The 11,225-nt window shown below is 47.7% G+C and carries 9 protein-coding genes and 1 pseudogene; 6 read left to right on the forward strand and 4 right to left on the reverse strand.

Features of this window, described 5'->3' with window-relative positions; all coding sequences use genetic code 11:
• Positions 1–15: 15 nt before the first annotated feature.
• Positions 16–180 (reverse strand): annotated as a pseudogene (locus PN462_RS23415) (cytosine permease); the annotation flags it as partial.
• 62 nt (positions 181–242) lie between these two features.
• Here PN462_RS23415 and pyrE point away from each other — a divergent pair.
• Together pyrE and ruvA are read left to right on the forward strand one after the other, a co-directional pair.
• A complete protein-coding gene (gene pyrE / locus PN462_RS06205) occupies positions 243–803 on the forward strand; it encodes an orotate phosphoribosyltransferase (RefSeq protein WP_272127152.1) in 561 nt (186 codons plus the stop codon).
• A gap of 23 nt (positions 804–826) precedes the next feature.
• On the forward strand, positions 827–1,459 hold the full coding sequence (ruvA, locus tag PN462_RS06210; RefSeq protein WP_272127153.1) for a Holliday junction branch migration protein RuvA: 633 nt from the start codon (positions 827–829) through the stop codon (positions 1,457–1,459).
• Between the two features lie 90 nt (positions 1,460–1,549).
• Here the strand turns inward: ruvA and kaiC are convergent, their stop codons facing one another.
• The 3 genes from kaiC to PN462_RS06225 all read right to left on the reverse strand — a co-directional run bounded on the left by kaiC (position 1,550) and on the right by PN462_RS06225 (position 4,538).
• Positions 1,550–3,112, reverse strand: coding sequence for a circadian clock protein KaiC (gene kaiC / locus PN462_RS06215; protein WP_272127154.1), 1,563 nt, complete (start codon positions 3,110–3,112; stop codon positions 1,550–1,552).
• Positions 3,113–3,194: 82 nt separating this feature from the next.
• Complete coding sequence (gene kaiB / locus PN462_RS06220; RefSeq protein ID WP_272127155.1) at positions 3,195–3,497, reverse strand: circadian clock protein KaiB; 303 nt, start codon at positions 3,495–3,497, stop codon at positions 3,195–3,197.
• 51 nt (positions 3,498–3,548) lie between these two features.
• Positions 3,549–4,538 (reverse strand): circadian clock protein KaiA, encoded by a 990-nt coding sequence (locus PN462_RS06225; protein WP_443029082.1) that lies wholly within the window; start codon positions 4,536–4,538, stop codon positions 3,549–3,551.
• A 438-nt stretch (positions 4,539–4,976) separates the two neighbouring features.
• On the opposite strand from PN462_RS06225, the gene PN462_RS06230 reads away from it, so the two are divergent.
• The 4 genes from PN462_RS06230 to PN462_RS06245 all read left to right on the forward strand — a co-directional run bounded on the left by PN462_RS06230 (position 4,977) and on the right by PN462_RS06245 (position 10,745).
• Positions 4,977–7,976 carry an ATP-binding response regulator gene (locus PN462_RS06230; RefSeq protein WP_272127157.1) on the forward strand — a complete coding sequence of 1,000 codons (3,000 nt, stop codon included), beginning with the start codon at positions 4,977–4,979 and terminating at the stop codon, positions 7,974–7,976.
• 214 nt (positions 7,977–8,190) lie between these two features.
• Positions 8,191–9,363, forward strand: coding sequence for a molybdopterin-synthase adenylyltransferase MoeB (gene moeB / locus PN462_RS06235; protein WP_272127158.1), 1,173 nt, complete (start codon positions 8,191–8,193; stop codon positions 9,361–9,363).
• Between the two features lie 83 nt (positions 9,364–9,446).
• Positions 9,447–10,097, forward strand: a complete 651-nt coding sequence (locus tag PN462_RS06240; RefSeq protein ID WP_272127159.1) for a hypothetical protein — start codon at positions 9,447–9,449, stop codon at positions 10,095–10,097.
• 174 nt (positions 10,098–10,271) lie between these two features.
• Positions 10,272–10,745, forward strand: coding sequence for a DUF2214 family protein (locus PN462_RS06245; RefSeq protein ID WP_272127160.1), 474 nt, complete (start codon positions 10,272–10,274; stop codon positions 10,743–10,745).
• The last annotated feature ends 480 nt before the right edge of the window (positions 10,746–11,225 follow it).

Genomic DNA, 11,225 nt, shown 5'->3' on the forward strand with positions numbered 1-11,225 from the left:
GTTGTTTGTTGACTGTTGACCCGATTTGGCAAAACGACTCCAGTTGGTGGCTTGTGTGCCACCAGAGACGAATGTGCCGACGACTATAGTAATGGCTGCACCTACGGAGAGTTCTTGGGAGGGGGTGATGCTTTGGAGGCCGCTCCAGCCGCCGACATCTTGGGTTGCGATCGCAAGACTCCCAATTCACTTCCGCCCTATCCCTGCTAAACTGAGCATTTGGACTTTATTGCCTTGGGACTATGAGCGAAACAACCCTCCGCCAACAATTGCTTGATCTCCTCCTTCGTTATGCTTATCAAGAGGGGGATTTTACCCTGTCTTCCGGACAAAAGAGCAGTTACTACATTAATGGGAAAGAAGTCACCCTACGAGCAGAGGGAGCGTTATGTTTGGGGAAATTATTATTGGCGCGACTGCCCCAAGGGACCCAAGCTGTGGCAGGATTAACGTTGGGCGCTGATCCTCTGGTGACTGCGGTGAGTGTGGTGTCTGCGTTGGAGAATTGTCCGGTGGAGGCGTTGATTGTGCGGAAGGAAGCTAAAGGCCACGGGACGCAAGCGTATTTGGAGGGGCCGCGTTTATCACAAGGGGCCCGAGTGGTGGTGTTAGAGGATGTGGTGACGACGGGGAAATCAGCGATGAAGGCCGTGGAACGGTTGCGGGATGCGGGTTATGCGGTGCAGCAGATTTTGGCTATTGTAGACCGAGAGCAGGGGGGCCGGGAATTTTATGGGGCCCAAGGGTTGGACTTTGAAGCATTGTTCACTATTTCTGATTTAAAACAAGAGAAGAATCGTTAAGTTATTTTGTACTGCACTCCCTGATGATTAGTTATTTGCGCGGCATTGCGATCGCAATTTTCAAAAACCTCAGCAACCGTTTTCTGTTAACCTTAGAGGTACAAGGGGTCGGCTACGAAATCCAAATCCCCTCCCGCTTCGTGCGACAAATTACCCTCAATGAAGAGGTGCAAGTCTTCACCCATCAACAAGTCCGGGATGATTTTATTATCCTCTACGGGTTTAGCACTGCACCAGAGCGAGATTTATTTCGCCATTTAATTAGTGTGAGTGGCATTGGCGCACAGTTGGCGATCGTGTTAATTGATACTCTAGGATTGACTGATCTAGTGCAGGCCATTGTTACAGGAAATACCAAGCTACTGGTAAAAGCACCAGGAGTGGGCAAAAAAACCGCCGAACGCATTTCCCTAGAATTAAAAACCAAGTTGGCCCAGTGGCGACAAGAAGCGGGGGTCCCCACAGTTTCCTCCCCGGTTGCCCCCTCTCCCCAAGTACAAGAAGATGTAGAGATGACGTTGTTGGCCTTGGGGTATGAATTCGAGGAAATTCAACAAGCTCTCTCTGCATTAAGTCAGGATAATTTAATGCTGAAAAATACCTCTCCTGAAGATTGGATTAGAAATGCCATTTCCTGGCTGAGTGATAATGGGTAATGGGTAATTGGTGAACCACAAAGACACAAAGGACACAAAGTAGAAAGTCCCATTAAAACCAACAACAAACAACCAACAACAAACAACCAATTATTCATCCTGCGTCTTATCCCGGACTCCGCGCACAATGCGCGATAACTCCGATTTCTCATCAACCGCAATACGAGTGGGAGAACCACTGATAATGCCTTCGTAATTGCGGAACGAATCCCGAATTTCAGGCCCTCCGGAATTAATCGCATATTCCCGAATCCCTTTATCATGCCACGAACCGCGCATTTTAAACACATTAATCGCCCGTGACATTTCCCCGCGAATTTCCACGTACTGTAACATAATAATCGTGTCCGTAATCGTCGAAATATGGGACTCAGTAATGGAATTAGACCCCATAAACTGGTCGGTTGTATTGGTGAAAAATCCCGTAATTTCTTCCTGTTTCGCGTATCCTGTCACCCCAATGACAAACTGACGAAAAGCGTTATTTGTCACCCCTCGTGCTAACGCGGATAAAGAGTCAATGGCAATACGGGCTGGTTTAAATTCTTCAATTTCAGATTTAATCATCTGTAAATGGTCTTCTAACCCCGCCGACTCTGGATAACTACAGAGGAGCTTTAACAGTCCTTTTCGTTCCATTTCCTCGAAGTTCACTCCCCAAGAATTGGCATTGCGGGAGAGTTGGGCCCGGGACTCCTCATAGGCGAATAAAATGGCGCGTTCTCCCTGCTGACACCCTTCTTGTAGGAATTTGCTCACTAGGAGGGTTTTCCCGGTCCCGGTTGCTCCGGTGGCCAAAATAATAGAATCTTTGAAAAAGCCGCCGCCGCACATTTCGTCCAAGGTTTTCACCCCACTGGAAATGCGGATATTGGACGATCGCTGGGTCAGTCGCATGGCCCCCAAGGGGAAAATATTAATGCCGTCTTTGGTAATGGTGAAGGGATATTCCCCTTTCATGTGGGTTGTTCCCCGCAGTTTGAGAATTTCAATGGTGCGTCGCCTTCTTTCCCCTTCTAATACATTACGAACGATGATCACGTTATCGGAGACAAATTCTTCAACGCCAAACCTAGCGACGGGCCCGTATTCATCAACGCGCTCGGTGGTCATAATGGATGTCACGCCGATTTGTTTAAGTCGGGCCACTAAGCGGAAGATTTCTCGCCGCACCACGGACGCGCCTTCGTATTGTTGGAAAACGGCGGTTACGGAGTCGATGGAGACGCGCTTGGCTTTGTATTTTTTAATGGCGTATTGAATACGCTCAATGAGGGCTGAGAGGTCAAAGTTGCCGACGACTTCTTGGCCTTCGGGGTCCGGGGAGGCATCGAGAATAAAGAGTTTGCCGTCGTCGATGAGTTCTTGTAGGTCCCAGCCAAAACTGCGGGCGTTGGTAATAATATCGGTGGGGGATTCTTCAAAGGTGACAAAAATTCCGGCTTCTCCGAGGTGGATAATGCCGTTGTAGAGGAATTGAATGGCGAGGAGGGTTTTCCCTGTGCCGGATGTGCCACTGGCGAGGGTGGTTCGACCAATGGGCATTCCGCCGTGGCTAATTTCGTCAAAGCCTTCGATGAGGGTGCGGATTTTTTGGACTCCACGACGACGGTTTTCTGGAGCAGGTTGTTGATTTGAGTTGGGTAATGCCATTGATCAGAAAATTTTATATAAATAAAAGTTTTAAAGGATGAGTCAAGGGTAAGGGGGACGGCAAGACAATGTTAGGTAAATGTTAGTTATCGGAGATTTCTTCGTAGAGGAGGTCTAACCCAATGAGGACTTTTTCTCGGTCGGATAAGTCCCCGATGATTTTACGGACAGGAGGGGGTAAGACTTTGGAGAGGGTGGGGGTGGCGAGAATTTTGTCTTCTTCGGCCAGTTGGGGGTTTTTTAAGACATCAATGACTTTGAGGGCGTAAACCCCTTGAAAGTCTTGTTCTAAGATGTTTTTCAGGGTTTTTAAGGCTCTAGCTGAGTTGGGGGTGTTACCCGCTACATAGAGTTTGAGGACGTAGGTTTTTTTGGAGACACTCATAGAGTCTAAGCAATAGTGGGTAAGTAAGCAGTTTAACGTAGTTTTGAGCGATTACTCGTTAGCCGCAAACAGTTCAAAGGGGATGTTCTCTCTGGGAATTGACCGACGATACATTTCGCATAGATGGGCGATGATGTCAATTAAGGCGAGGCGGTAGTCTAGGAGGATTTCTTCGCTGCGGCCTTCGAGTTTTAATTGTTGGGCAAATGCGTCGATGAGTTCCATGTGAATTTCTAGAATTTGCGAGACGGAGATATCCGCAAAAAAGGCATGGTTGACAAATTGGTCGATGAGGGGGTTGAGGGGATAGTCGGGGGTGAAGTAGTTGATGATGATTTCTCGATATTCTTCGCTGAGTTCGCGGCGGAGTTGTTGTTTGTCTTGGGGGGGGAGGTTGCGGTAAAAGTCTTGGGGGTTTCGTTTGTAGTAGATACCGAGATAGCCGAGACGTTCTTTCAGTTTGTCGGCGAGACGACGTTGTTGGAGCATCAGGAAGTTTTGTTTGCGTTCTTCCTGGGGGGTTTGGGTAGGGGAAGTGGGGAGGGGGAAGTTACTACTGGGGGCTAGTTGCAGGAATCGCGCGATCGCGTTATCAATGGCTGTAACAATTTGTTCGAGTTGGGTACTCAGTAACCAGACTTCCCCCGTATGATACAAATAATGAGTGGCATGGGGAGTGTCACGTTGGGGAGATGCTGCGTTGGCGTTGGCGGACTGTTTCGACTCAATGATCACTACGGGCAGCAGGATGCCTTGGTCATAAAGATAGTTCAGGAGTCCTAACTCCGACTCCACATTCTGCAAAATTAAGCAGTCAATTTCTTCTTTATGCTGTTCGACAAATTCTAAGAACTCCTTTTGATCCTCAAATTGGTAAAATTGATAGCGGTTGGGCATCTCCTCGGACGTGGGATGAGCCGAGGGTTGAGAGGGATGGGTCGTTAATTCTTCCGCAGAAGATTGGCCACTCAACAAGGTTTTCAAGGTGTTGGTGACATGGTGAGTTTTGGTGTAAACGCAAATAGACAACTGGGAATTCAAAGGTCTAGACGAGTGAAGTTCACGCTTGGGCGGTACTCGGTTATACGGTTCTATCTTTTATAATAGACGGTAAGTCCATTGGGATCAGAAGAATCGCTCCAAATTATTAAGATACTATAAAATTACTTGCTTCTGGCCTGATATCCCTGAGAAAATTATTAGATTTTCTCTTTTTCCCCGATATCCAGTTGTTTAAAGAGACTAAGAAATGTAATTAATTGTAAGCCTAGCCCAACAAAACCCCATTGAACAGCAATAATGGAACTGTATCCTTTTGGTAATCATGGCCGCAGGATTGGGGGGAATCTAGTTGGGTTATTGGGTTGGGTTCTGTGGTGAACACCTGTTATCGGCTGTTGCCAAGACTGGAGTCCCTTGGCTCAACTGCCCCTCCATGCTACCAAACCTAGGCGTGAAGCAGGGTTCAGAGAATTTGATATGCCTCATTTACGGTTTGCCCTAACTCCACTGCTGCGCTCTGTTCCCGTCTGTCCAGAAACAACCGACTCCCTAGGAGTCTGGAAACAGTTTCAGGCATCCGGTGAACCCTTACTCGTAGTTGTCACCCCCCAAAACGAACCTCTTGGGGTGTTAGTCCGCGAGCATTATCTCTCCCCTGACAATTTTTCCCCTGACAATTTTTCCCCTGACAATTTTTCCCCTGACAATTTTTCCCCTGACAGGGAGGGGGGCGAGTTGTTGGCGGACTGGCAAACCTTAATTCAGCCATTGCCCCTGCTTTCAGAGATGCCCGACCACGAAGAACTCCAGTCGGTTCAAAGGTCTAACCCCGTCAGTCGTGAGCTTCCCTTTTTCATCGTCGTCAATGTCCAAGGGAAATATCGAGGTCTGCTCGATAGTTGGCAGTTACTACAACTACAAATGCAATATCCTGGACTATTCCCGCAAACTATCTCGGAGACCACAGAAACCACCCTTGAGTCTCTAACCCAACTCTTGGAACAATTGCCCATCCCGTTGATGGTGCAGAATAACCAAGGACAGGTGGTGCAGCAAAATCGCACTTGGCAAGAACAAATTGGGTCGGAGAGTGAGGGGGGGGAGGAGAGTCTCAGGGAACTCTACGAGGGCAACAGTGCTGGGATGAGACCGGGTTATGGGGGGACTCCTCCAACCGACCCCCCATCCCCCGCAGAACGGTTGCTCAGTCGCTGGTGTAATACCCAAAACCCGGAGGTGGGTGAGGAGAGCAACGACACCTTCCTTCGGTCTCCGGCCTCCCAAAGCAATGCTTATGAGGGGAGTAAAACGGCCAACCTTCCCAAACCCCAGAATAAAGTCTGGCAGTTTGTGAAACTGCCGTTACAACTGACGCTTTCTGAACCCGTTGCCCAAAAGCATGGGCAGTTTCCTCTGTGGTTGGTGTTGGCCACGGATGTGACTGAACAGCGACAACTCTGTAAGGAATTAACGGCCAAAAACGCTGATCTCGTCCAACTGAACCGCCTCAAGGATGAGTTTCTCTCTTGTATTAGTCACGAACTGAAAACGCCGCTTACGGCGGTTTTGGGGTTGTCGAGTTTATTGAAAGACCAAAAACTGGGTGAACTCAACCCCCGTCAGTCTCGCTATGCTCAATTGATTTATCAAAGCGGACGACAGTTAATGAGTGTGGTCAATGATATTTTGGATTTGACCCGCTTAGAAACGGGACAACTGCAACTGACGTTAGAGCCTGTTGATCTGTATAAGGTTTGCGATCGCGCCTATCAACAAACCCTCCAACAACTCACCCCCGACCACAAGGAGGAGGAGTCAAACGCCGAAAATATTGCCTTTGAACTGGATATTGAACCGGGGTTAGAAACCATCGTTGCTGACGAACTGCGGTTGCGTCAGATGCTCATTCATCTGTTAGAAAACGCCATTAAATTTACCCCGGCTGGCGGCCAAATGGGGTTAAAAGTGAGTAGTTGGCAAGGGTGGATTGATTTCACCGTCTGGGATACGGGGATCGGGATTCCAGAATCTTCTCAACATTTAATCTTTCAAAAATTCCAACAACTGGAAAGCCCCCTCACACGCCAATTTGAAGGGACGGGACTCGGCCTGGTTCTCACCCAACGACTGGCCCGGGCCCACGGGGGAGATATTTCTTTTATTTCCAAAGTCGGGAAAGGGAGCAAATTTACCCTCCTCTTGCCTCCTAGACCCCCCAGTGAAGGGAATCAGACCCTTGATCCCACCTCTCAATCCCAACCCCATCAACTGGCCCTGATTGTTGAGGCCGTTCCCCAGTATATTGAACGGTTAACGGGTCAATTACAGAAAATGGGCTATCGGGTGATTATTGCGCGATCGGGGACAGAAGCCCTAGAAAAAGCCCGCCAGGTGCAACCCAGAGTCATTTTCCTTAACCCCCTTCTGCCCTTACTCTCCGGTTGGGATGTGTTAACCTTGCTCAAAAGTGACCCGAAAACCCAAGATATTCCTGTGGTGGTGACGGCCACCCGGGCCGAACAACAACAGGCCACCCAAAATGGGGCCGATGGGTTTCTGAGTTTACCCGTCAAACAATCGGTGTTGCGGCAAAGATTGGCACAACTGCGCTTAAAAACCCACTTTAGCCAAAAACATTTAACCATTCTTTCCCTCACTCCCCCCACTGCTAACCATCCGGAGGCCATTTCCCTCTCGGTGGATGAGTTTAGTATGGCCTTGAGTCAGCAAATGTCCCCGTTGAATTATCGTATTTTAGAGGCCGATGATTTAGACCAAGCGGAATTGTTATCGAAGGTGTGGAAACCTAATCTCTTGTTACTCAACGGGAAAAACCTGCAACAGCCGCAAGATTACTTGCGATCGCTCCTTAACTCTCCCTCCCTTACTCAACTCCCCCTCGTCACCCTCGACCCACCACTCACCGAAGCGGCCAGTCAATTCCCCGATCTCTCCGTCTATCCCTGTCTTATTCCCCTAGACGAACCTCATTTAGCCATCCTCTTACAAGTCATGCGTGTGGCCGCCGGAATTACCCCCCAACCCAACCTTTTAATCACCGGGAATAGTCCCGTCCTCCCCCAAGAAACCCTCATGCGAGAGGTGGACTTTACCCAGCATCCTCCCACCGGAGAAAATTTTATTCATGCCTTAACCCAATACCTACAAACCGCCGGATTTCAAAGTCTATTATCCCAATCTTGGCCAGAAATTCACAGTCAAATCCGTAACCAAAGTGTTGATTTGTTAATTCTCAATCTCGAAGATGAGGACTCTCCCCCCCCATGGATTACCGGGTTACAGGAATTAGTCGATATTCCCTCCACTCCCCCCATCTTAGTCTTAGATCACCGCAAAACCCCTGCTCAAAATACCGCTCTCAACCCCCTCTTAGCGGAATTAGCCACCCATCAGGTCATCTGCAATGGCCAAGAAATGACCGAGTTACTCCAGCATATTAATCGGGTGGTTGGGTAATGGGTAATGGGTTCTTCTCCATCTCCCCTATCTCCTTCATCTTCCCTATCTCCTTCATCTCCCCCATCTCCCCTATCTCCTCTATCTCCCGACTCCCCTATCAACTATCAACCCCCTATTCCCTGAAACCGAAAATCACTGTAAAATAATACCTCTGAGCCTTGGTTAACCCCAAAACCAAAAGACTCCCAATTATTTGTAAACGCGATCCGCCATGCTAAATCCTAATCTAGAGGAAATTCAACTCACTAAAGAAGAATACGAACGGTATTCTCGTCATATTATCTTGCCAGAAGTGGGGCTAGAGGGGCAAAAACGGCTCAAAGCTGCCACTGTTCTCTGTATTGGTACAGGGGGACTGGGATCGCCCTTACTGCTCTATTTAGCCGCCGCAGGAATTGGCCGTATTGGGATTGTGGACTTTGATGTGGTCGATCATTCCAACTTACAACGGCAAGTCATTCATGGGACTTCCTGGGTGGGTAAACCTAAGATTGAATCGGCGAAAAACCGGATTCTGGAGATTAATCCCTATTGTCAAATTGATCTCTACAACACCCGTCTTTCTTCAGATAATGCCCTAGATATCTTTAAACCCTACGATGTGGTGATTGATGGGACGGATAATTTCCCCACTCGCTATTTAACCAATGATGCTTGTGTGTTGTTGGATAAACCCAATGTGTATGGGTCGATTTTCCGCTTTGAAGGACAGGCCACGGTGTTTAATTATGAAGGGGGTCCCAATTATCGGGACTTATATCCCGAACCGCCGCCGCCTGGAATGGTCCCGTCTTGTGCTGAGGGCGGTGTTTTAGGGGTGTTACCGGGGATTGTCGGCACAATTCAAGCGACTGAAGCCATTAAGGTCATTTTAGGGGCTGATACCACGTTAAGCGGTCGGTTATTGCTGTTTAATGCCCTAGAGATGAAGTTTCGGGAGTTGAAACTCCGTCCCAACCCGGAACGGCCTGTGATTGAGAAGTTAATTGATTATGAGCAGTTCTGCGGCATTCCTGAAGCTAATGCGGCGGATGAGCAACAGCAGCAAAGTGTCCCGGAAATGACGGTACAGGAGTTAAAGGCGACTCTTGACCAGTCCAACCAAGATTATGTCTTAGTGGATGTTCGCAACCCCAATGAGTACGAAATTGCCCAAATTCCGGGGGCGGTGTTAGTGCCTCTGCCGGAGATTGAACAGGGCCCTGGGGTGGAGAAGGTAAGACAATTGCTCAATGGCCATCGTTTGATTGCCCATTGTAAGATGGGACGACGGTCTGCTCAAGCCTTAGAGATTCTCAAGAATCACGGGATTGAGGGAATTAATGTGAAAGGGGGAATTACGGCTTGGAGTCGAGAAATTGACTCATCTGTGCCAGAATACTAAGGATTGATTCTCCTTGACTATTTTGAGCAGAAGGGATGGGGAGACTCATCCCTGTTTTTTTGTCCATTACTAGACCATCCGCCATGACATATCCTTTGCAGCATTTTATCCAACGCACGGTTTTTTGGGGTCTAACGGCTTTGTTTCCGGTGATGTCTCTGATGGTGACGAGTCCGAGTTTGGCTTTGAATCTTTGGAGCGATCGCTATCGGAATGAGTTTGATTCTGAGGCGTTTCGCGCTTGTGCGGAGGAGTTATTAAATACGGAGATTGATGAGGACCAAGTTGCGATCGCCTGTTCAGAAGCCCTAGAACCCAAAGACCTTTCCTTTTGTGTGGACGAAATCGACTATTTCACCACCATTGACCCCCTATACGCCCTATTTGCCTGTTTTCGGGTCAGACGACCCATTGAGTTAGCCAACTGTGTGGTTGATATTCATTACGATGTCTTGGTGAAAGAAGTCCGCGATGAGAACACTAGGATTAATAATATTAATGAAGACTTCACCAATGCTGAACAAAAAGCCCTAGACCCCATTTCCCTCACCACATTAGATCATTGTCGTCGCAGTCTCTTACCCGAACGGTTTTCGGCCTGTGTGGTGGGGTTAACCCAAGAAATCCCCCTCTCCTCAGAACGGGCTTTAGATACTTGTATCCGGGCTGATGATTTCCCTAGAGAAATCTATACTCCCTCTCGCAATAGTACCCTAGAACCGGAAAATTTTTAGTGATCTCTCTATCCTCATCAATTCTCCGTAGGGCGCAAGGCTTGCGCCCTTTCCAAGGGGGACTACAGACAATCTGCCCCCCAGCGTCTATTGGTGACAATTTAAGATAACCTATATTTTTAGCCATTTAATGGCACAATAAAAAGGTTTGAATTACTATTCAGTTCAATAACCATGTGGGCAAGTACCGTAACCGCTTATTTGCATTATCTCGGTTTTATGCTCTCTTTTGGGGCATTGGCCATTGAAGGGTTAACCCTGAAACCCGACTTAACTCTCAAGGAAGCCTGGAAAATTGTCATCGCAGATGCTGTGTATGGGGTGTCTGCTACGGTGGTTTTGATTACAGGAGTTTTGCGGGTTCTCTATTTTGGGAAAGGGGCAAGTTATTATATGAATAACCCCGCTTTTTTTATTAAGATTGGCTTGTTTATTGTGGTGGGAACAATTTCTCTTTATCCAACCATTTCTTTTATTCTTTGGGTTAAAGAGTTACAAGCAAAAATGCCGCCGAAATTAGAGTTAGCCAAAGTGAAGCGGTTAAGTTGGATTATTCGGGGAGAGTTATTAGGATTTAGTTTAATTCCTTTATTTGCCGCGATGATGGCGCGTGGAGTGAGTTCCGATTGGTTTGCGATGTTGTTTTAAAAGGGAATCATGAGGATTATAGAGTGATTCAGCAAGCTTTTCACAATTAAAAATTAACAATTGAGAGCATCCCGTAGGGTGTGTTACCGACAGCGTGACGCACCAGAAAGGATGTTTTTTTGATGTTATCTAATGTGCCTAATTCCTGTAACGCTTTTAGCTAATTTTAGGCTATTTCTAGTTTCCGGAGAGTAATTAGTAATTGAAGTCTGAATTACTGGGGGAGGATGACTGGGAAGAAGATTATATTTTTGGCGGAGAGGGTATATATATGTGCGGCTCTATTTCCCATTATAAATATAACCCCTTGTCAAGTTCAAGTCAACCCCTTTTTTAAAACAGGGCGAACGCACACAATTCTTCATAATTGCGAGAGGTGATGGGGGGATGCGAACAACACTTTAAGAAGATAATCGTCATCCCAACCGGCTTTGAGACGTTTAGCATGGACTCCTCCTCGAGCCGAGCGGTCTTGAGCCA

This window comes from Spirulina sp. CS-785/01 (assembly GCF_028330525.1).
GTDB lineage: Bacteria > Cyanobacteriota > Cyanobacteriia > Cyanobacteriales > Spirulinaceae > JAQMSD01.

What these genes read in the sequence shown, in the direction of transcription:
- PN462_RS06230 (WP_272127157.1), top strand. Translation starts at nt 4,977, where the DNA reads ATGCCTCATTTACGGTTTGCCCTAACTCCACTGCTGCGCTCTGTTCCC.
- pyrE (WP_272127152.1), top strand. Translation starts at nt 243, where the DNA reads ATGAGCGAAACAACCCTCCGCCAACAATTGCTTGATCTCCTCCTTCGT.
- PN462_RS06240 (WP_272127159.1), top strand. Translation starts at nt 9,447, where the DNA reads ATGACATATCCTTTGCAGCATTTTATCCAACGCACGGTTTTTTGGGGT.
- PN462_RS06245 (WP_272127160.1), top strand. Translation starts at nt 10,272, where the DNA reads ATGTGGGCAAGTACCGTAACCGCTTATTTGCATTATCTCGGTTTTATG.
- kaiB (WP_272127155.1), bottom strand. Translation starts at nt 3,497, where the DNA reads ATGAGTGTCTCCAAAAAAACCTACGTCCTCAAACTCTATGTAGCGGGT.
- ruvA (WP_272127153.1), top strand. Translation starts at nt 827, where the DNA reads ATGATTAGTTATTTGCGCGGCATTGCGATCGCAATTTTCAAAAACCTC.
- moeB (WP_272127158.1), top strand. Translation starts at nt 8,191, where the DNA reads ATGCTAAATCCTAATCTAGAGGAAATTCAACTCACTAAAGAAGAATAC.
- kaiC (WP_272127154.1), bottom strand. Translation starts at nt 3,112, where the DNA reads ATGGCATTACCCAACTCAAATCAACAACCTGCTCCAGAAAACCGTCGT.